Here is an 18,920-nt window from a genome sequence, read left to right on the forward strand (position 1 = left end):
GATATGGCAACCATGACGGTCTGATTCGGCAGCGCCCGACAGTCCGATCGGGCACTGCGAGAGGCTGATCGGGCACTCTTACCGCGGATTGGTTACCAGCGCACGTTGATTCGGCGTGTATAACGCGTTTGCCGTTTCGCAATGTAGGCATCGCAGGCCATGCATGTCCCACAGGGTTTTCAAGATGCGGGAGCTCGCAGCGCGGGGAATCGGGCGAAATTCCTCCGTGAGTGCTCCCTGATCTTGGAAGGGGTCAGCGGGTGAGGCGGAAGGGGGCGCGGTGCCAGTGCCAGTCGTGGCGCAGGACGAGGGCGGCGAGGTCGAGGAGGTCGATGCCGGTCTCGGTGCGGTAGGCATCGAGGGCGGGCCAGCTCATCGGGCCCGTGGACAGTCGGCTCGTCAGGGTGGACTCGTGGTGGGGGTTCACGCTGCGCGACACCAGTTCCGGGACGCCGTCGCGGCTGCCGGTCCAGGTGAGCCAGCCCCAGCCGCGGGAGAAGGCGTGGGCGCGAGAGGCTGCCGCGCGGGCGCGCTGGGGGTGCAGGGCGGTGTGGGCGAGGGGGAGGACGTCGATGAGGACGGTGCGACCATCGGTGAATCGTGCTGCGGCGGTGGGGTAGTGGACGCGGTCGGCGCCGTCGAGTTCGTAGATGACGGCGGCGGGCAGCTCGCGGAAGGATTCCACGCGCGGGCTGGCGTCCAGCAGGCGGAGCAGGCGAGCCTGCAGGGCGGTGTCGAAAGTGACTTCGCGGCCGAGCTTTTCGGAGTACATGCGCCCGCGGCCGTCATCGTCGTAGTCCAGACGTCCGGCCGGCAGGACCGGGAGTTCCTCGGGACTGCCGTCGCCCCATTCGACGCGCCGCAGCCACGTATTCCACATGTCGTCGGGTGTGTCATCGGATTGCGCCGCGGGCAGCAGATGCCAGCGCCCCTTCTGCTGCCACCCTGCGATGCGCTGAAAGACGAAGCCCGCCAGTCGTTTCGAGTCCTGCAGATCGTGCCCGGCGAGCCGCAGCTTCAGATACGCCCAGTCCTGGGCCGCGATATCGCCGTCGGTGGCATAGGTTTCCGCGAGCAGTGTCCGCACCAGTCGCTCGTCACCCCACCCCACGGGATACCGTTCCGCGAACACCCCCAGATCGTGCTGCCCGGTGGCCAGTGTCTGCCGCAGCATGGTGCCCACGGCCCGCGTGTACAGCTGCCGCGCCCGATCGCGCGACACCTCGAATCGCGCGCCCAGCAGCATGAGCGTCTCCGGACCCTCCCCGTCCAGTCCGAGCCGGCAGGTGATCAGCTCGGCATCGCGCGGCCGATCGGCCACCACGTCGCCGGCCATGGCGGCCAGCACCTCATTGACGTGCTCCAGCCCGAAGTCGACTCCCTCGGCCGGGTCGTCGCGCGGTGTGGTGCGCGCGGTGCGTGCATCGCTCGTCGTCAAGGCCCCTACCCGTCTTCGCCAGTCGGTTCGACGAGCCTAACGGTGCCCACCGACACACGGCGCACCACGCGCTGAACGGCCGGAATTGCCGTGGAACGGTCAGGATCCGATGACGGCATTCATGATGGTGCCCGCGCTGGTGGCGATGATTCCGCCGATCATCGCTCCGGCCACCATCTTCGGGGAGGCGAGCCCGCCGCCCGACCACTTCTCCCAGGCGAAGCGGCCACCGGCGTAGGTGATGCCCAGGACACCCGACAGCAACACGAACCAGGTGAAGTACCGGACGAGCTTCATGAGCTTGTCCGCCACCGGCGGTGTCTCCGGTGTCGGATTGCCGAGCTGGGCGAGCACGGCGTGTTGGGAAAGCACAGTGTCGTGGAAGGCGCTGAGCAACATGGTCACTCTGACAAGGTTACCGCGAAATCGGGCCGATATGGCTGCGAATGTGCTCGGGATCTACTGCGTAAGAACAACTTTCGCGGCTCGGGCGCTGCGTCTCGTTGTCTGTGTTGAGCGGATGACGGGATTCGAACCCGCGACCCTCACCTTGGCAAGGTGATGCGCTACCAGCTGCGCTACATCCGCATCGCTTCCATCCGGCCCGTTTGGGCCCGTCCGGCTGCGAGAGAGAACACTAGCCCACCCGCCCCACATTTCCAAAACGCCTGGCAAACCCTGAGTTGCCCCGACGTGCCGCCGTGGCGGGGTGGCGGTGTTCCGGTTGTGGCGCGGCGGCTATTTGGGGGTGTCCTCGTTCATGGGCACGATGGCGGAGATGAGGGTCGCGTCTCCGATCTTGGTGGTGATGACCAGCTGCGGGGACCAGGTGCGTTTGGTGGCGTCGGGGTGCTGTTCGGTGACGACCATGATGTGCTGGCCGTCGAAGGGGCCGGGCATGATCTGCACGCAGTAGGTGGTGCCCACCGGGATGCTGTCGATGCCGGCCTGGATCTGGTCGATGGTCGGCGTGGGTGCGTCGGGCGCGAACATCTCACGGACCGCCTTGCCGGAGCGGTCGACGTAGTAGCGGTTCTGCAGCGCGAGAATGGCGTCCGGGCCGGACTTGGTGCTGCCGGGCCCATTACCGCGGACATTGCCGCCCTTCACCTCATTGGGGCAGAGGTTGGCGGGCAGACCCGACGCCGGTTGGTCGGTGGGTGAGGCTGCGGCGGGCGTGGATGCGGCGGGTGCGGCCTGAGGCGTGGCGACATGGGGTTTCGCGGGTGCGTCGCCACCGGTGACCTTGGCGATCTGGACCGCGATCGCGGCCGTCACCGCGAGGACGGCGAGCAGGCCGAGCAGGGGGACGGCCCACTGGCCGCCGTTCAGCGTGGGGAGTGCGAATCTTGGTCGCTGCCTGGTCGGCCGCGCGGCCCGCTTCAAGGGGCGGCGGGCGGTCGGGTAGCCCGGCGGGGGACCGTCGGTGCCCGCGGCGTGCCGGGCGGGGTCGAAGGCCGTGAGCGCCCGTGGCGGATCGCCTGCCCGGGCGCGGCCCAGCCGGGCATGGGCCGCGCTCGCCTGCCGGGGGCCCGGCGGGTCGTCGATCGACCGAGCGTGGGACGAGCCGGAGGCCGGTCGGGTGCTCGGCCCGCTGTTTTCCGAAGCGGCGGCGGCCCAGCCGATCGACTGCTGAGGATTCGATTCCGCGGACCGCGGCTCGTAGGACTCGTCCTCGTCGAAATCGTCGTACTCGTCGTCGAATTCGTCGGCCTCGTACTCGTCACGGCCGGCCGCGTAGCTCCCGTGGCGCGCCGCGCTGACCCTGCGGTCGCCGGACTGCTCCGGGTACTCGCCGTATCCGGCGCGTCCCGGCCCGGCCGCGCCGGTGATCCAGTCCGACCAGCTGCCCGTGTACGCCTGCGCGCCCTCGTGCAGCGGGGTGGGCGGCTCCGATTCCGTTGTCCGCGAATCCGATTCGGTGGTGCTCATGGCGTCGCCCGCGGGCTGAGGTCGGGGATCAGTGGCGCCCCGCTGGTGGTGGGTGTGGTCGGGGCGGGGGAGAAGCTCAGTACCGGGACGCCGCTGCTGGGCGTGCCGGTGTCGGTGCCGCCGCCGAGCGGGAACTGCCCGTTGGGTGCGACGCTGGTGGGCGTCGTCGAGGTGCCCGCGAAATCCATTCCCAGCGTTGGTTTGTCGCTGCCACCGCTCGGGACGGCGCCCGGGGTGGCGGCCCCGGACAGGTCGTGGGCGACGGCCGCGAACCATTGGCCGACCCAGTCGGTCGGGCTCTCGCCGAATCCCGCGCCCTGGGCGTGGGTGTAGTCGTGTTTCTGAGCGGTGTCCCAGTACCGCACCCAGGTGGTGATGTCGAGCAGATCCTTGTTGTCGGTGACGTTCTGGGTGACGGCCGTGAATGCCTGGGTGGTGAGCCGGCTGATGGTGGTCGGCGGCACCAGGTTGGTGACCGCGCCGACCAGTTTGGCCCCGAACACCGCGAGCCCGGCGAGGGGGTTGGCCAGTCCGGCGGTGGCGATCTCGGTGATATTGGCCGGGGTCAGGATGTCCTTCACCACGGCCACAATGGAATTGATGGCGATGGTGCCGACCTTGAGCAGCGCCTGGAACGCGCCCGGGACGTCGACCTGGTTGTTAGGGTTGGAGGCGTCGGCGATGCGCTGCGAGATCGACTTCTGCGGCTGGTACGACAGGTCCGTCAGCGAGTTGCCGGACACGTCGTTGTTCACCACCGAGGTGGCGGTCTTGATCGAGGTGTAGGCCAGCGCCTCCGCGATGGATTTCAGTGACCCGATCGGGTCACCAGCCGAAATCTCCACCTGCCCAGCAATATTGGCGACGGTCCGCACCAGCGGCGCGCCCACCGGAGTATCGCAGGCCAGATCGCCCTCGGTGCAGAATTCGGCGACCCGCCCGACCAGGGTCCCGAAGTTCTCCAGGGTGGCGCTGTCGGGGGCGATGCCCGCCCCCGATGCGGTCTTGGTGGCGGGCGGATCCCCCAGTGCCGCCACTGATTTGCCGTCGGTGCCGGGTGCGGCGGTGGGCAGCTTCTGATCCGGCTTGCCCGGGAACAGCGGCGCGTTGGCATTGCGGTTGGGATCGCCGAAGAGCGCGACGGCCGCGATCCGGTCGGCCGGGACGGTGCCCTGGCCCGCGCCGACCTCCTGCGCGAACTGCGAGGCCACATGCGCGCCCTGCGAATAGCCGGCGATGGCGAGTTTCGTGCTGGGGCAGCGGTCGGTGACCTGTTCGGCCATGGACCGCAGCCGGTCCAGGCCGCCGGTGACGGACTGGCTGTAGGTGGTGGTGGACACCGACACCGCGCCGCCGAAGGACGCCTCGTAGGGCACGTAGGCACGGTCCACCAGACCGGTGTCGCTGGCGGCGGCCATCATGGGCCGGAAGACTTCCGACAGCATGCCGGTGTCGGTGGTGACGGCGGCGTCGGGGGAGGATTCGCCGGTGCCCTGGACGCCGAGCGCGAACAGCGCCGGGCATTTGTCGATGGGGACCGTGGTGTCCGGCGGCCCGCCCCGGGCTTCCGCCGTATTCAGCACAGCAGGCCCGACGGCGGCCGTCGCCACGATGCAGACGGCCGCGGTCAAGAGTGCCGAACTCCGAAACCCCACGCTGGGCAGCAGTTTTCGATGCACGTCGCACCTCGTTCAGGTTATGGACTGGCTGATTCCGCGCCGTGCTGCGCGCGTTCGGTGATCCGCGCCCCGGCAATGCGCGCCGCGGTGAGGATCTGCTCGGCCAGAAGCCGAACCGGTTGCGGGGGAGTGCGAGTGGGATCCCCGTCGTCCACCGGTGAGCCACCGGCGGCGGGATCCCATTCCGCCATTTCGTAGGGTTCGAGGGCGCGCCACTGTTCGAGCCAGCCCAGCCGCCAGGTGCGGGCGCCGAGCGCGACGGCCAGGCCTTCCATCTCCTCGCGCCGCTGCGCGACCGGAATCGGCAGCGGCCGAGCCGAATCCGACACGGTCACCACGCCGACCACCTGGCTGCCGGCGGGCGTGGCCCGGGCCTGATGCGCCAGCAGCGCCCGATGCAGGGCATTCACCCCGCGCAGATGACTGCGCCCGACGAGCACCACCAGCGGCGAATCCAGATCTCCCGCCAGCCCGATCCGCGCGGGCCACCGCTGCCCCGCGTCGCCTGCCCAGCTGAGACTGGCCGCGAGACTGCTGACCCCCGCGCCGCCGTGCACACCCACCAGCCACACCAGTGGCGGCCGCGGCGGCCGATTCGGCACCGCTCGATGCCACATCGGCACGGGAGGAGCCGTGGGCGCGGGCTGACTCGGTGCAGGCGCGTCGGAATATGCTGTGCCGCTGCGCCATTCGCCGCCGCCCAGTGGTTGCCATGCGGTGCTCGGCATGGAGGGCCGACCAGGGGCCGTCTCGTCGGCATCGAAGGGACTGTGGGCGGTGTGCGGTACTTGATCTGTGTTGTCGGTGGCGCGCGGTGCCGGGGTGGGGGCGTCGTGCGATGCCGGGGTGTGAGCGGCGTGCGGTGTCGGGTCTGGTGGTGGCGCGGCGCGGCGCGGGTCGTCGAGCGTGGTCATCGCAGCGCTCCGAGGAGGGTGAGGTAGGCGTCGCGGGTGGGTGCGGTGAGGTGGTGCCAGGTGATGGGGCCGCCGGTGGCGAGGTGGAGGTCGAAGGGGATCGGGACCACGGCGCGGACCCAGGAGCCGAGGTGGGTGCGTACATGGTCGAGAACCGCTGCGGCCGAGCCGGGTACCTGTTCGGTGAGGACGATGACCGCGTCGCCGACGACGAATTCGCTGAAGTTCTCGTCCAGCCAGGTGAGGGCGGGCTGAAGGCGGTTGATGGCGTCGGGGCGTGCGGCCACGGTGATCACCAGCCCGACCCGGGGGTCCGCGAGCAGCGGGGCCGCCAACCGGCTGGTGACCGGTGCGCCCGCATCGAAAACCCCCAGCAGTCCGGCATTTTCGAGATGACGCGCGACGGACACCAGGGATTCCCTGCGCGGCAACGGATCCGGCGTCCGGCCCAGCACCCGCACCCCGGTCGACGTCTGCCCCGAGCACGCGCCCACACTCGATGCCAGCCCCGGATACGGTGTGCCGAGCCAGTTCTGCAAGCTCCCCACCGGAGCCGCTGCATCACACCCGCGCAGCGCCACGTCCCCGCCCCCGAGCGTGGCGTCCACCACCACAGGCCACACCTCGCCGTCACTGTCCACGGCCGCCGCCGCGGCCAGCCCCAGCGCCGTCGTACTGGCCCCCGACGCCCCCGACCCACCCAGCACCAGCACCGGCGGCACGGCGGCCCGCACCAGCCGCCCCTGCCCACCCCGCAATGGCACGCTATCGGTGGGCGAACCGGCGGGCCCGGGCTGCATCAGCTCACTGAGCCCCGAATTCCCCTCGCCCCCAGCCGCACTCGCCCGCACGGCCTCCGCCAGCCGCGCCTCCACCTCCGGACTCGTGTTCGGGTGTTCGAGACCGGGCCGGGGTGTGGGGGTTGCGGGGGGACCGGAAGGAGTGGAGCGGAGCCGGTCGTCGATGTCGACCATGGCTCACCGGCTTCCGGCGACGATGGAGGTGATGCGGACCTGGCCGTCACGGGCGGCGGTGGTGATGACCTGCTGCCAGGAGGTCTGGGTGCCGTCGGGGTGTTTCTCGTCGACGGTGACGTTCCAGCGGTCGGCGTCCGCGCCGGTAATGGTGACGCAGTGCTTGGTGCCGGCCGGGGTGGCCGAAATCGCGTCGCGGGTGGCCTGTTCCGGGGCGACGCGGGCGTCCGGGGTGAGCAGGGCGCGCACCGCGCCCACGTCGCGCAGCACGTACCAGGCGTATTCGAGGTGCATGATGACGCCGGGCCCACTGAGGAGGTCGCCGGCGGTGTCGCCGCTCACCCGCTGCGGCGTACTGACCTCCTGGCACCAGGTGACCAGCCCCGGCTGATTCCCGCCGGACGTGCTTGTACCTGCCGCGTTGGTCGCCGGAACCGCCTGCGGCGCCTGCGAGTCACGCGGCGTGAGCGCCAGCCACCCGACCACCGCCATCAGCACCAGCGCCAGCGAAACTCCGGCAATCGCGAGCGCCCGATTGCGGATCCGCAACCGCCGCTGCGTCTGCGCCGCCCGCCGCCGCGCCTCGGACACCAGCGCCGCCATCGGATCCTCGGCCCGCAACTCGTCCGCCCGAACCGACTGCCGCCCCGCCTCACTCGCCGCCGGCACCACCCCCTCCGTCAGCCACGAGGCCCACCCCGGCGCCTCCGCCTCCACCGCCTCCGTCGGCTCCCCACCGCCTGGAGCCAGCACCGGCATCACCGGCCGCCCCCCACTCGCCCCCGAACCCCCCACGCCCCCGCCCATATTCCCGCCGTCCCCATCCCGGTCCGCCGAGAACCCTTCCCAACCTTCCGCAGCCCGATGCCGCCCCGCCCCACCTCGACCGTCCATACCTTCACTCCCAACCCGACCCAAGCCACCCTCGCCCACGCTCACGTCGCCCCCACCGGCAGTACCTCGAGCGCCCCCGCTGCCGGCCGAAACAACTCCCGAATGCCCCACGCCGATCACCCGCTCAGCCGCACCCCGCCTCGGCCGACCATCGGGTTCCCACCGACCCGTATCGGGTTCGCGTTCACCAGTGCCGGTTCGGCGCTGAGCTGTAGCGGATTCGCTTCGAGTTGTGCCGGATTCGGGCCGGGCCGTGTCGGGTCCGTTTCGAGCCGAGCCGGGTTCGTGCTGAGCCGTGCCGGGGCCGATTCGAACCGAAACGGCTCGAACCGAAACGGGTTTGCGCTGCATAGTGCCGGGCTCGAGCTGAGCCGTAGCGGTTTCGTCTTGTACTGTGCCGTGTTCGCGCGCTGTGGCGGACTCGCGCTGAGCCGTGCCGGGTCTTCGGTGCGCCGGGTCGGCTGCGCGTGGAGTGGTACTGCTTTCGGCCCTCGCTACGCCACTTTCGACCCGGGGTGTGCCGTGTTCGGTCCTGCGGGTGCCGCTTTGGGTCTGGGCTGTGGTGCCGTTGGAATGGGGTGTGGCGCTGCTGGCCGGGGCTGTGCTGCCTTCGGTTCGAGGTGCGGCGCTATCGGGCCGGGCTGTGCCGTTTTCGACTCGGGGCGCGCCCCTGTCTGGCTGCGGTGTGACGCTTTGGGTCTGGGCTGCGCCGTTCTTGCCTTGGGGCGCGCCGCTTTCGGCCTGGGCCGCGTGACCTTCGGTCCGGGCCGCGGCAGATGCCTGGACGGCGGGATCGGGGTCGAGGGCGAGGAAGTCGTGGGCGCGGTCGCTATGGGTCAGGTCGGGGTACGGGGGTGTGGAGGTGGGGTCGGGGGTGGCGGGAGGTAAGTGGCCTGGGGTGGAGTCGGCGGCGTTGGTGTCTGGAGTCACGGCGTTGCCCGTGCCGTTCCGGTCACGCACCCGGCTGGGCGGGTTGCAGGGCGGCCATGAAGGCTTCGGGGGTGAGCGGGGGCATCTGCGCCACGGCGGTGCGGAACGAGTCGACCTGCGCGTTCACGCCGTCCACCACTTGCTCGACGACGGGTGCGGCCTGCGGCGCCACCGCGGCCACCTGCTGCCCGACCCCGGTAGCCGCTTGCTCCACCGCCGGCGCAACCTGTTGCTCGACCGTGGTGGCGACCTGTTGTGTGACGGGCGCGACCTGCTGTTCAACCGTGGTGGCAACTTGCTGCGCGACCGGCGCGACTTGTTGCTCGACCGTGGTGGCAACTTGCTGCGCCACCGGCATGACCTGCTGCTCGACGGTCGTGGCGACCTGCTGCACCACGGGCGCGGCCATCTGCGCGATCGGCGCGGGCAATCCGGCGATCGCCGAAACCGACCGTACCCCGGGAAAACCCGTCACCGGATCCGAAACCGGCACCTGCGCAGCGGTATCGATCAAAGCTGGGGGAGCAGGAGGTGCTGGCTGCGTCGCATCGCCCCCGCTGAGTGCACCTGCGCCGAGGGCAGCGAGTGCGCCGCCGCCGACTACCAATGGGACGCTGACGAGTCCGCCGAGCGAGCCGCCGCCCACACAACCCGCGATGCCACCGACGATCGCGCCCGCAGGCGCTCCGACCCCGGCAGTTGGAATACCGGCGATAGCTGCACCGGCCAGCGCTCCGACTACCGCGCCAACGCCGCAGCCGATCGGCGCCAGCACTGCTGGCGCAGCCACGCCAACCGTGCCCGCACCGAGAAGCGCACCCATCGAGCTCGAGGCCGCCATTCGGTCGGAATCGTCTCGCGAGAAACCCATTCGGTCGTAAGCGGCCGCAATCTGCCACTCCGCCATATCGAGATAGGCCTGGGCCTTGTCGCGAGTTTTGGTGTCGATCCAGTCCGGCAGCTCGACGCCGCCCGTGCCCACTCGCAGCTTGTGCGGGTCCGCAGGCATCACTTCGGGCGCATTCGCGGCGGGCTGACCAGGCTGGGTGTCCTGCGGTTCAGTCGGCTGGACCTGTGGCTGGGTCTGCGGCTGAATGATGGTGTCCTGCTGCGGCGTTGTCTGCTGCTTCGGCCGGGGACGGTTCGGGGGTGCGATGGGCGGATCCGGGATGTAATCCGCAGGGCTGGGTGAGGAATTCGCGGGCGGCTGCTGCGGCTGGGTGCTCAGGCCCGGCTGCCCGTCACCGGGTACGGCGAGGCCCGGCTGGCCCGGGGCCGCGGCGGCGACGCCCTGGCCGGCCACCAGCGCGATGGGCAGCATCGACAACAGGATCGAAGTTCGTGTGGTCTTCATGTCCCCAATTCCCCTTCCCCGAATGGACAGCACCGGGCGCACGGCCCGAATCCCCCGGATGCCATGGCATTCCGCACCCCTGGCCGACTACACAGGTGGCCCACCGGAACCAGGTCCCGATGATCCCTCATGAACCCCACCACCTGCGATGATCATGTTGCGGCCCTGATCTTACCCGGATCGTGAGCCCCCACAACCGGTTCCGTTACGGGAGTGACGAATTGTTAAACCGAGCCGAGCAACACTCGTAGATCAGCGCCCGGCACTCGTAGGATCACGACACGTCGCCCGCCCGCGCGTCATCCGAACCGGCTTCACCGCAACACTTCTCGACCATCCCAGGTCCACCCGGAGGAATCCTCATGCGCGCCAAGTCAGCACACCACGCGCAAACTTTCGCCGCCGCGGCCGCGACCCTGCTCGCCTCCGCGGCCGTACTCAGCGTCGCTGCCTGCGGAGTCAGTGATCAGAGCGCCGCGAAAACGACTACCACACCGGTCGATCCGGCCCGCGCGCCCGCCGACGTGCACTGGGAGAACTACCAGGGAGTCCAACTCCCCATCGGCAGTCACGACGGTCCCAGCAAACTCGGCACCACCGCCGCGGGCTTCTCGCACACCCCGCAGGGCGCAGCGCTGGCCGCCATCAATCACAGCACCCGGCTATCACTGGCCCCGGACGGCGCATGGCCGCAGGTGGCGGCCATTTCGTTGATTCCCGGTCCGGCCAAGGACTCCTGGGTACTGGCCCGCGCGCAGGTCTCGATCACCGCCCCCGCCAATCCGGTGGTGGCCCCGCGCATCACGGCCTACAAGCTCACCGCCTACACCCCCGACCGCGCCGATCTCACCGTCTATGCCACTTACTCCGACGCCAGCATCACCGCGACCGCCGAGACCGTGCTCTGGGCGTCCGAGGATTGGCGGCTGCTCCTCGCGGACCCCGCCGCCAAAACCCAGACCGTGCAATCGGTTCCCAGCGTCCCCGCGGACGCGGTCAAGCTGGAACCTCCGAAATAGCGGCTACCCGACCAGCTTCAACCCGATCACGCACGCCACGATCCCGCCCAGGAACAGCAGCTTGACCGCACTGACCGCGTCCCCGCCGGTAGCCATGGAATAGACGACGGTCAACACCGCTCCGATCCCCACCCACACCGCGTACGCCGTCCCCACGGGCAGCCCCCGCATGGCGTAGGCCAGCCCCGCCATACTCACCACGAGCGCCACCCCGAACACCGCGGTCGGCCCGAGCCGGGTGAACCCCTCCGACTTCCCGAGCGCGGTGGCCCATACGGCTTCGAAAACCCCGGACACGACCAATACCAGCCACGACATGACAACCTCCGAAGGCCGTCTTGTCGCACACCGGGTACGGCTCCCTCGTCCGGGCCCCCAACCGGGGACTACCTACACGATGGCAAATATTCAGCGACCAGGGCAAATTCTCCGCTGGTGATCTCCGCCTCCATCCACCGAGATCACCAGCTGCATCTCATCCCCAGATCCCACTACCGAGGAATCGATCCCACTGCTCACCGGAGAAGACGAGCACCGGCCCGCCCGGATCCTTCGAGTCACGCACCCCGACGAGCCCGGCATCGTCGGCGAAGGCGATCTCGACACACTCCGAAGCGTTCGGGGACTTGCTGGACTTGAACCATTGGGCGTTGGAAAGGTCGAAGCTCACGCGGTGCACTCCTTCGCAATGCGCCACACCAGATCGCGGCTGGCGTCCTCACTCAACGCTACCTGCCGGAGAGTGTCGATGGCCCGCCGATGCCGTGCGATGACCTCCCGTTGTTCGAGATAGATCGCGCCCTCATAGCCTTCGATGTAGACGACCGGCGGTTCAACCAATCTGTTTGTGAGTGGCGGGAATTCGAGCAGCGTGAATGACCGCACCACCAGACCGCAGTTGTTTTCGGTGGCGGATGGCACCACTCGAATCGATACGTTCTCGCGCTCGCCGGCCTCGCTGAGCCGCCGCAGCTGTGCGGCCATGACGGACGGCCCGCCAGGGCGATGTCGCAGTACTGCCTCCGACAACAGGGCGTCGAGCCGGAAGTCGTCCTGTTCGAGCCGCGCCTGCCGCCGGGCGGAGAACTCGAGGCGGCGGTCGATATCGACGGCGGACAGTTCCAGCTCGGCGAAGCTGATGAGGGTTCGGCGGTACTCAGCGGTCTGCAACAGGCCCGGTACCAGCGAAAGTTGATGTGTTATCAGGTGATCCGCCTCTTCCTCCAGTCTCAGGTAGTGATCGAAGTGCGCATCCAGCTGATCGCTGTAGGCCCGCCACCAGCCGGCGGTGCCGCCCTGCGCCTTCATGATGAGATCCTGTTGCTTGACCTCCTCCCACAACCGCAGCACCTCGTCCCGTTTCGGGCTCGGATTGGGGACGCCGTAGAACTCGAGTAGGTCCCTGATCTGTGCGGTGCACATCTTGACCCGCTGGCCGTCCTCCAGTCGTCCGACGCTCTGGGGTGACATCTCGATATGCCGACCGGCCGCGAGTTGCCCCTTTCCGGCCTGAAGGCGAAAGGTTCGGAGCGCACGTCCAAATGCCCTGCGGGGCAATGTCGATCCCGCCATTTCGTTAGCCTCTCTATCTGGGAAGCTCCGTACTGGAATAGCCCTCGGTGGATGTCCAACGAATTGGAATGAATTGCACGATTCGATGGTGTCAATTCGTCCCGCGCAGTGTCTACTGAATACGGCGCGCCACACCGAATCTCGAAGAATTCCTCGCAAAAGGGAGTCCGAAATGCCCTGGGACGCATGGGCGCTGCTGTCCATCATCGTGGTCTGCACCGCCATTACCGCCCGCACCGCGTGGGACTCGTACCGCCTCGGCCGCGAGTCCCGCCACACCACCCTCCGCCTGTCCCTGACCACCGGCGGCCACCTCGACATCCCCTGCCCGCCAGGCCATTCCACCGGCCGCCATCGCCCCCAAACCCTGAGGTGACCCGATGACTCCCGCCGAAGTAGCGGTGCTTACCGCCCTCCACCCGGATCGCACTCTGACCGCCCCGCAAATCCAGCAGTCCGCCGCACTGACCAGCTGGCGCACCCGAAATGCCCTCTCCTGCCTGGAATCCCGGGGACTCATCACTCCTAGTAGCCCGCGTGGCCGCTACCGCATCACCCCGCGCGGCCGAGCTGCCCTCGTCGCCAAGGCCCGCCGCTTCGCCTGACCCGGCTCGTCTGGGGCGAGGCGGGAAGGGGTGAGTCGATTTCCCCGGGCCGAGTGGCAGCGTCGGCCCGGCGGGGCGGCCAGGGTCTGTTTGGTCACCGATCGCAGTGCTGTGAACGAACAGCGGCGGTGCCGAGGTCGAAGACCTGCGAAGCGCATAGTGGCTGTGCCGTATCGGCGATATCGAATATTGGGCTGGTCGAAAGATGCCTCGTGCCGTAGTGCACTCGGCGGCAGCCCGGCGTTGAGAGCTATCTCGGCAGCGTAGGTTGCTCGATCCGGCCACGGAGACGAAGCCTGTAATAATGCCGTCATGCGCGTACTGATGCCGCTCCCCGACAGCGATTTCGATGTCACCGAGGTGGCGGTGCCCTGGCGGATTCTCACCGACGCCGGACACCAGGTGGTATTCGCGACCGAGCGTGCCGGCACCGTTCCCCACGCCGATCCACGGCTGCTGTCCGGAGTGCTGTTCGGGCAGCTGGGGGCTGAGGACGAGCCGAAGCAGTACTACCGGCAACTCACCGAATCTCCCGAATTTCGGGCGACCGTGTCCTGGTCCGACCTCGAGGTCGAGGAATACGACGGGCTCCTTCTGCCCGGTGGCCACGCACCCCGCATGCGGCAGTACCTCGGTTCCGACCTGCTACAACAACAGGTCGCCCGGTTCTGGGCGCTGGAGCGTCCGGTCGGCGCGATCTGCCACGGAGTACTGGTGCTGGCCCGCGCCAACGACCCGTCTACCGGCCGTAGTGTGCTGGCCGACCGCAGCACCACCTGCCTGCCGAAATATATGGAACGAACCGCCTACTTTCTCACCGCTTGGCGCTTGGGCCGCTATTACCGCACCTACCCCGCCTACGTCGAGGACGAGGTTCGCGACGCCCTCGTCCATCCCGACAGCCAATTCCAAAGGGGACCAATCGAACTCGTTCGACGCGGCACTGCCACCGACGACAACCCCGCGTTCGTCGTCCTGGATGGCAACTACCTGTCCGCCCGATGGCCGGGCGACGCCTACCTTTTCGCTCGCCGCTTCCTCGACCTGCTCGCCGCGACTGCACCTTAACCAACCCGGGCGTCGTAGGCGGTGCAGATCGTGTGGTCGTCACGGCGCGGCGCTCGGGATATCGAGCATGTGGGGTCGGCGCACGACGAGTGAGGTTGTGCCCCAGGTCATTGCATGGTGGCGAGGTTGTGCCAGAGGTGTCTGAGGCTGTCGGTGCCGCCGAAGAGCGTGGTGAAGTTGGTGGAGTCGATGAGCAGGATGTCGCCCGCGCGCCGGCCGGCGGGCGGCATCCAGATCAAGGTGTTGAATTCGGTGTTTCCGGCGGTGGTGAAGGGGTGCGGTCGGTGGGGGTCGACGCGCTGGCTGGCCAGCACGCGGAGCGAGTCGCTTTCGGGCGCGGTGAGTTCGTAGTGCGGCAGATGAGGGTGGAAGTTGAATGTGGTGACCTGGTCGAGCAGCCGGGGTGTGTCCAGGTCGCGGAACGCGGTGACGGGGGCGATCTGATCGGTGCCTTCGACGACGGCCGGGCGTAGGCCCCAGATGTTGTGCACCGGTACGTCGAGCGCTTTCATCAGCGAGCGCGTGTACTGACCGAATCGCTGCTGGCGGGGCACGAGTGGATCGCCGTGATGTTCGTATTCGATCTGTCGCTGCGCGTTGTCGTCGGTGAAGCCGACGTCGTGGTGTGGCGCCAGCAGCAGGCAGGTGCCCTCCCGTTGCAGCCACTCGCGGATGGCGTCGATCTCCTCGGGGGCGGCCTGCTGTTCGGCGAGGACATGGTCGAGCCCGAACACCATCAGGGTGTCGGTGTCGGCCAGGATGCGTTCGTCGATGGGCAGGAAGTAGCCGGCCTGGTCGATGCGCTGGAAGACCGCGACGGGATGACCGGTGGCCTGCCCCGCCAGCTGTTGGAAATCCAGTGTCGAGCGGTGGAACAGCTCGAGGGTGCCGGCGATACCCTGCAGGAAATGGTCCTTGTCGTAGTCGCGGGTCTCGTAGGCCGGCCAGGTGACGTTGCGGACCTCGGTCATCGTGGAGAAGCGGTTGTAGATTTCGGCGGGGTCGCGCTGAGCTTCCCAGGGGTAGCTCCACGTCCAATAGATGCTGACCCGCCGCCGCCCGTCGGCCGTGCGCGGAATGTGGCTCTGGTTGTAGGTGCGTGCCATCGGCAGGCTGCTCATGAGGTCACCTCTCGGTTCTCGAGCGTGGCCAGGTAGCGCAGGGCGCTGATACCGGGCAGGAAGAAGTACGCTCCGCCTTTGAGAGTGGTGAAGGCGGGCAGGCCCGTGAACACCTTCCGGATCGGGCGCTTGGGGATGGTGAATTCCAGTGTGCCGTCCTGGGCGCCGCAAATGGGGTCGTGCTCATTGCCGAGTTCGTGGAATGCCTTGTCGTTGATCCAGACGTTCTGGGCGAACTCGAACTGGCGAACCAGGCTGGCGCAGATGATGAAGGCGGCGATGCCCCGGTCCGCACCGTCGTCGGGCGCATCCTCGGGCAGCGCCGGTCCATAGGTGGCGCCGCGGCGAATCATCCTGCGCCGGTTCATATTCACCGCAGTGTCGCGCGGATTGAGTCGGCGCGCATGCGAGCCGAGCGGCACCGCATAACCGTGCGGGTCCATCTCTTTGTAATTGAAGTCGTTGTTGCGCAAGGGATCTGCACCGAGCTGTGGATCGTCGTGGTCCGGTGACAGCACCAGCGGCGCGCCGCTGCGCCACCGGCCCATGAGTTTGGCGGCGAGGAGTTCCTGCCCGTCCGGAGTGTCGGCGTTCTCCCGCAGGAAGTTCCGAAATGCACCCACGTGTTCTTGCAGCCGCCGGTAGGCCATGTAGCTGCCGTTGCGGGACAAGACCTCCGGCTGTGGCAGCCCGTGGGGTGGCCCGTCCTCGTCGGGGTAGCCCATGATGAATTCACCGGGTTGCAGCGGCGCGCCCGAGCCCGGGGTCGGTTCTTCCCCGGATCCTTCGATCACCGGCTGGGACAAGCGATCTCGAAACCCGAAGTGGTCGTGGGCGTAGTTGAACGGCGGTGTCGCGTTCAAATCCAGGAACGACAACACGCGCACACCCGGACAGCCGGCCACCAGTTTCTCGTGCTCGGCCGTGCAGCGCTGACGTTCTTCCTCGGTGCGGGCGAACAGGATTGCGATGGCGTGCAGGTCGGCACCGGCCAGTCCGCCCACCCAGTTGTCGGGATGATTGGCGCCGGTGTCACCCAGGATGTCGGCCCGGGCGGCCATGCCCTCGCGGAATTCGTCGGGAAAAGTGGCAAGGGCTTCGTCTGGAACCCCGAGCGCCCGCAACCCATTCCAGGTGAAGGCCAGTGTGACCCACCGCTGCGAACTGTCCATCGTGGCGCGCACGTCCGCGGCCGACTGCACCCGGTCCACCAGCGGCGTCAACCAGGCTCGGCCCCCGGCGGGGTCGTCGAAGGACAGGAACTCATAGCGGCCGGTCACCGCTGGGGTGCGGGTCAGCAGGATGTGCTGAATATCCTCGAGTTCGAGCATGGCGGCGGGCTACTGCATCTGATCGAGCATGTCGGAGAACGCCGCCTTCACCCGCAGCGCCTTCTTGATCTCGTCGGAGGTGGCGTAGGGGTACTCGCCGTACTCGAGGAAGCTCGGAAACTGGTGTTTACGAACGAATTCCACGAATGACTCCGGATTTTCCTTCCAGTCCTCCGGGAATCCCTCGAGGTTCGTGAAAACGGTGTCGATACCGGTCTGTGAGAACAGCGTCACGGCGTCTTCGGTGTACTTGTCGAAATCGGTATCGAAGATGCCCTGGTACTGGAAGTACAGTCCGAAGCCGACGTCGAACAGCAGCCAGCGCAGATAGTGCAGCCGGAGCGGTGCCAATACGTCCGGGCTTGCTGCCACCGCGTCCTGGATCCGCTGGCCGTGGGCGCGGATGGCCTCTTCCCGGCCGGGTTTCACCTTGGCGATGATCGAGAACCCGTAACAGGCCGGGGTTCGTGGATAGGTGGCACCGTATCTGCCGCGTTGCAGTTCGAAGTAGCCCTCCTTGGGGATGGCAAGCGCTGCTGGTTTACTCCAGTCCTGATCGGCGGATGGCATGTTGTCCACACCTTTCGCAGTAAGCCACCTATTGAGACCGTGTCGTAACCTGCATTCGGCACCGAATACGGATGCCGTGAATCGGCTGAGGCCAGGGCTGAAAATTGTTGTCGATTTGTTAGGCTGCTCGACCGCGATAGGCGGTGGCGATACCGCCGAATTCCCGGGGCAGGCAACCCATTCTGGCAGGATGACCCTTATGCCGACTCCGTCGCAACAGAGCAAGCCTGCGCCACCTCTGGGTCAGCTGTCAACGCCGCGAGCCGCTGCACTGGCCGGGGTGCTCTTCGCGATATTGCTCGGTACAACGCTGGTCCTGATTCGCATCCAAATGCCCGACCACGTCGAGGATTCGGCCCAATGGCTGCAGAGCCGGCGCGCCGCGCTCACCACGGCGACCGTGCTGATGCCATTCGCCGGAATCAGCTTCCTGTGGTTCATCGGCGTCGTCCGCGACGGGTTCGGACGCCACGAAGACCGGTTCTTCCTGACGGTATTCCTGTGCAGCGGACTGCTCTTCGTCGCGATGATGTTCGTCGCGACCGCCGGTATCGCTGGTCTTGTGGCGAGTAACAACAGCGTCACCGATCCGGCCGCCCGCACCGAGGTGATCAACTTCGCCAGGATGATGGTGATCTCGGCGAGCCAAACCTACGCACTGCGGATGGCCGCGGTGTTCATGATTTCGCTCGCGACTATTTGGTTGAAGACCAGGCTGATGCCCCGCTGGCTCGTCGCGCTCAGCTACCTGGCCGCCCTGGTGCTGCTGATCGGCAGCGAGATGAGCCGGTGGCTGACCTTGGTGTTTCCGGTCTGGGTGCTTGTGGTCAGCTGCTTGCTCCTGGCCCGCGCCGGACTGATCGGCGAGCGGCGCGACGAGGGCGATCAGTCTCGGAGGCCTTCGTGAACGAGCCACCTTCGCCGCGTTCGCCTGATTTGGAGCTGGTCTACTTGGCGGTGGCGGACCGGCACCTGCAATACGAGACTCTGCTCTGGCAGGTGCCGGCGCTCAGTCTGACCGCTCAGGCCTTCCTGTTCAGTATCGCGATGGGAGCAGGCAACGACCCCGTCGCGCGGATCGCCTCCTCGCTCCTCGCATTGATCGTCTCGATCATCTCGATCATGTTGATGGCAAGCCATCGCCTCGCCGTCCGCAAGGATGAACTCTGGCTGGAGCGCTTCGAACAGAATGAACTCGACGTGGGAACCTGGGGTGCACACGGCACGGCATTCGCGAGGCAACAGGACATCGCCGACCTGGACGCGGGGCTTGCGGGCAAGCTGATACCGATGCGGCAGATGTTCAAGGTATGGGTCGTCGGACTCGGTTGCTTCGGCATAACCGCCGTCTTCATGATCCTGCGGACACTGATCTGATCGGTCTCGGCCGTTGAGCAGTCTCAGCTGGTCGGCATGCTGGACCCACGAATGAAGACTTCTGGCCCCTAGCGGATGCTGGCCGATCGCGGTTAGCCTGAATGACGTCCTTTCTCCAAAACTGTGAAAAGGACGTTGCTTC

At 67.7% G+C, this 18,920-nt stretch carries 20 protein-coding genes, 1 tRNA gene and 1 riboswitch; of the genes, 6 read left to right on the top strand and 15 right to left on the bottom strand.

Going from position 1 to position 18,920, the window contains the following annotated elements; genetic code table 11:
- Nucleotides 1-253 precede the first annotated feature (253 nt).
- The 9 genes from ACFXIV_RS01195 to ACFXIV_RS01235 form a co-directional block, all read right to left on the bottom strand.
- A complete protein-coding gene (locus ACFXIV_RS01195; protein WP_379395565.1) occupies nt 254-1,438 on the bottom strand; it encodes a hypothetical protein in 1,185 nt (394 codons plus the stop codon).
- 99 nt (nt 1,439-1,537) lie between these two features.
- Nucleotides 1,538-1,837: a hypothetical protein gene (locus ACFXIV_RS01200; protein WP_354837076.1), complete on the bottom strand. Its 300-nt coding sequence runs from the start codon at nt 1,835-1,837 to the stop codon at nt 1,538-1,540.
- A gap of 116 nt (nt 1,838-1,953) precedes the next feature.
- Nucleotides 1,954-2,026: transfer RNA gene (locus tag ACFXIV_RS01205), tRNA-Gly, on the bottom strand.
- 150 nt (nt 2,027-2,176) lie between these two features.
- Nucleotides 2,177-3,370: a hypothetical protein gene (locus ACFXIV_RS01210; protein ID WP_379395563.1), complete on the bottom strand. Its 1,194-nt coding sequence runs from the start codon at nt 3,368-3,370 to the stop codon at nt 2,177-2,179.
- Nucleotides 3,367-5,049: a cutinase family protein gene (locus tag ACFXIV_RS01215; RefSeq protein ID WP_379395561.1), complete on the bottom strand. Its 1,683-nt coding sequence runs from the start codon at nt 5,047-5,049 to the stop codon at nt 3,367-3,369. Before ACFXIV_RS01215 ends, ACFXIV_RS01210 begins: the two co-directional genes overlap by 4 nt.
- A gap of 17 nt (nt 5,050-5,066) precedes the next feature.
- Nucleotides 5,067-5,963: a hypothetical protein gene (locus tag ACFXIV_RS01220; protein ID WP_379395559.1), complete on the bottom strand. Its 897-nt coding sequence runs from the start codon at nt 5,961-5,963 to the stop codon at nt 5,067-5,069.
- Complete coding sequence (locus ACFXIV_RS01225) at nt 5,960-6,937, bottom strand: MinD/ParA family protein (RefSeq protein WP_379395557.1); 978 nt, start codon at nt 6,935-6,937, stop codon at nt 5,960-5,962. Before ACFXIV_RS01225 ends, ACFXIV_RS01220 begins: the two co-directional genes overlap by 4 nt.
- Before the next feature lie 3 nt (nt 6,938-6,940).
- Nucleotides 6,941-7,606: a hypothetical protein gene (locus ACFXIV_RS01230; protein WP_379395555.1), complete on the bottom strand. Its 666-nt coding sequence runs from the start codon at nt 7,604-7,606 to the stop codon at nt 6,941-6,943.
- 1,177 nt (nt 7,607-8,783) lie between these two features.
- Nucleotides 8,784-10,115, bottom strand: a complete 1,332-nt coding sequence (locus ACFXIV_RS01235; RefSeq protein ID WP_379395553.1) for a hypothetical protein — start codon at nt 10,113-10,115, stop codon at nt 8,784-8,786.
- 362 nt (nt 10,116-10,477) lie between these two features.
- Between ACFXIV_RS01235 and ACFXIV_RS01240 the strand changes: the two genes are divergently transcribed.
- A complete protein-coding gene (locus ACFXIV_RS01240) occupies nt 10,478-11,134 on the top strand; it encodes a hypothetical protein (protein WP_379395552.1) in 657 nt (218 codons plus the stop codon).
- A 3-nt stretch (nt 11,135-11,137) separates the two neighbouring features.
- Here the strand turns inward: ACFXIV_RS01240 and ACFXIV_RS01245 are convergent, their stop codons facing one another.
- From ACFXIV_RS01245 to ACFXIV_RS01255, 3 genes are all read right to left on the bottom strand, one after another.
- On the bottom strand, nt 11,138-11,452 hold the full coding sequence (locus ACFXIV_RS01245) for a DMT family transporter (protein ID WP_379385777.1): 315 nt from the start codon (nt 11,450-11,452) through the stop codon (nt 11,138-11,140).
- Between the two features lie 9 nt (nt 11,453-11,461).
- Nucleotides 11,462-11,524: riboswitch (guanidine-III (ykkC-III) riboswitch) on the bottom strand.
- Between the two features lie 85 nt (nt 11,525-11,609).
- Complete coding sequence (locus tag ACFXIV_RS01250; protein WP_379395550.1) at nt 11,610-11,804, bottom strand: DUF397 domain-containing protein; 195 nt, start codon at nt 11,802-11,804, stop codon at nt 11,610-11,612.
- Complete coding sequence (locus tag ACFXIV_RS01255) at nt 11,801-12,931, bottom strand: helix-turn-helix domain-containing protein (RefSeq protein WP_379421196.1); 1,131 nt, start codon at nt 12,929-12,931, stop codon at nt 11,801-11,803. Before ACFXIV_RS01255 ends, ACFXIV_RS01250 begins: the two co-directional genes overlap by 4 nt.
- On the opposite strand from ACFXIV_RS01255, the gene ACFXIV_RS01260 reads away from it, so the two are divergent.
- From ACFXIV_RS01260 to ACFXIV_RS01270, 3 genes are all read left to right on the top strand, one after another.
- Nucleotides 12,879-13,082 (top strand): hypothetical protein, encoded by a 204-nt coding sequence (locus ACFXIV_RS01260; protein WP_379395546.1) that lies wholly within the window; start codon nt 12,879-12,881, stop codon nt 13,080-13,082. The genes ACFXIV_RS01255 and ACFXIV_RS01260 overlap by 53 nt on opposite strands.
- A gap of 4 nt (nt 13,083-13,086) precedes the next feature.
- Nucleotides 13,087-13,311 (top strand): hypothetical protein, encoded by a 225-nt coding sequence (locus ACFXIV_RS01265; protein ID WP_379395545.1) that lies wholly within the window; start codon nt 13,087-13,089, stop codon nt 13,309-13,311.
- 312 nt (nt 13,312-13,623) lie between these two features.
- Nucleotides 13,624-14,379 carry a type 1 glutamine amidotransferase domain-containing protein gene (locus ACFXIV_RS01270; RefSeq protein WP_379395543.1) on the top strand — a complete coding sequence of 252 codons (756 nt, stop codon included), beginning with the start codon at nt 13,624-13,626 and terminating at the stop codon, nt 14,377-14,379.
- A 107-nt stretch (nt 14,380-14,486) separates the two neighbouring features.
- On the opposite strand, the gene ACFXIV_RS01275 is transcribed toward ACFXIV_RS01270, so the two are convergent.
- The 3 genes from ACFXIV_RS01275 to ACFXIV_RS01285 are packed head-to-tail and all read right to left on the bottom strand — an operon-like array spanning nt 14,487 to nt 17,401.
- On the bottom strand, nt 14,487-15,500 hold the full coding sequence (locus tag ACFXIV_RS01275) for a hypothetical protein (protein WP_379395541.1): 1,014 nt from the start codon (nt 15,498-15,500) through the stop codon (nt 14,487-14,489).
- A complete protein-coding gene (locus ACFXIV_RS01280) occupies nt 15,497-16,831 on the bottom strand; it encodes a Dyp-type peroxidase (protein WP_379395539.1) in 1,335 nt (444 codons plus the stop codon). The genes ACFXIV_RS01275 and ACFXIV_RS01280 overlap by 4 nt, the downstream gene beginning before the upstream one ends.
- Before the next feature lie 9 nt (nt 16,832-16,840).
- On the bottom strand, nt 16,841-17,401 hold the full coding sequence (locus ACFXIV_RS01285) for a hypothetical protein (RefSeq protein WP_379395537.1): 561 nt from the start codon (nt 17,399-17,401) through the stop codon (nt 16,841-16,843).
- A gap of 199 nt (nt 17,402-17,600) precedes the next feature.
- Here ACFXIV_RS01285 and ACFXIV_RS01290 point away from each other — a divergent pair, with 199 nt between their 5' ends.
- Both ACFXIV_RS01290 and ACFXIV_RS01295 read left to right on the top strand, forming a co-directional pair.
- The gene (locus ACFXIV_RS01290; protein ID WP_379395720.1) at nt 17,601-18,308 is read left to right on the top strand and encodes a hypothetical protein; all 708 of its coding nucleotides are present in this window, start codon (nt 17,601-17,603) and stop codon (nt 18,306-18,308) included.
- Entirely contained in the window at nt 18,305-18,778 is a 474-nt protein-coding gene (locus ACFXIV_RS01295) for a hypothetical protein (RefSeq protein WP_379395535.1), read from the top strand. The genes ACFXIV_RS01290 and ACFXIV_RS01295 overlap by 4 nt, the downstream gene beginning before the upstream one ends.
- The last annotated feature ends 142 nt before the right edge of the window (nt 18,779-18,920 follow it).

Origin of the sequence: Nocardia sp. NPDC059236, assembly GCF_042754085.1 — a bacterium.
GTDB lineage: Bacteria > Actinomycetota > Actinomycetes > Mycobacteriales > Mycobacteriaceae > Nocardia.

Bases quoted from the DNA above. Each gene is read 5' to 3' on its own strand.
- ACFXIV_RS01270 (WP_379395543.1), top strand. From the start codon at position 13,624: ATGCGCGTACTGATGCCGCTCCCCGACAGCGATTTCGATGTCACCGAG.
- ACFXIV_RS01225 (WP_379395557.1), bottom strand. From the start codon at position 6,937: ATGGTCGACATCGACGACCGGCTCCGCTCCACTCCTTCCGGTCCCCCC.
- ACFXIV_RS01255 (WP_379421196.1), bottom strand. From the start codon at position 12,931: ATGGCGGTGCAGACCACGATGATGGACAGCAGCGCCCATGCGTCCCAG.
- ACFXIV_RS01200 (WP_354837076.1), bottom strand. From the start codon at position 1,837: ATGTTGCTCAGCGCCTTCCACGACACTGTGCTTTCCCAACACGCCGTG.
- ACFXIV_RS01240 (WP_379395552.1), top strand. From the start codon at position 10,478: ATGCGCGCCAAGTCAGCACACCACGCGCAAACTTTCGCCGCCGCGGCC.
- ACFXIV_RS01275 (WP_379395541.1), bottom strand. From the start codon at position 15,500: ATGAGCAGCCTGCCGATGGCACGCACCTACAACCAGAGCCACATTCCG.
- ACFXIV_RS01280 (WP_379395539.1), bottom strand. From the start codon at position 16,831: ATGCTCGAACTCGAGGATATTCAGCACATCCTGCTGACCCGCACCCCA.
- ACFXIV_RS01235 (WP_379395553.1), bottom strand. From the start codon at position 10,115: ATGAAGACCACACGAACTTCGATCCTGTTGTCGATGCTGCCCATCGCG.
- ACFXIV_RS01245 (WP_379385777.1), bottom strand. From the start codon at position 11,452: ATGTCGTGGCTGGTATTGGTCGTGTCCGGGGTTTTCGAAGCCGTATGG.
- ACFXIV_RS01260 (WP_379395546.1), top strand. From the start codon at position 12,879: ATGCCCTGGGACGCATGGGCGCTGCTGTCCATCATCGTGGTCTGCACC.
- ACFXIV_RS01210 (WP_379395563.1), bottom strand. From the start codon at position 3,370: ATGAGCACCACCGAATCGGATTCGCGGACAACGGAATCGGAGCCGCCC.
- ACFXIV_RS01220 (WP_379395559.1), bottom strand. From the start codon at position 5,963: ATGACCACGCTCGACGACCCGCGCCGCGCCGCGCCACCACCAGACCCG.
- ACFXIV_RS01290 (WP_379395720.1), top strand. From the start codon at position 17,601: ATGCCGACTCCGTCGCAACAGAGCAAGCCTGCGCCACCTCTGGGTCAG.
- ACFXIV_RS01285 (WP_379395537.1), bottom strand. From the start codon at position 17,401: ATGCCATCCGCCGATCAGGACTGGAGTAAACCAGCAGCGCTTGCCATC.
- ACFXIV_RS01265 (WP_379395545.1), top strand. From the start codon at position 13,087: ATGACTCCCGCCGAAGTAGCGGTGCTTACCGCCCTCCACCCGGATCGC.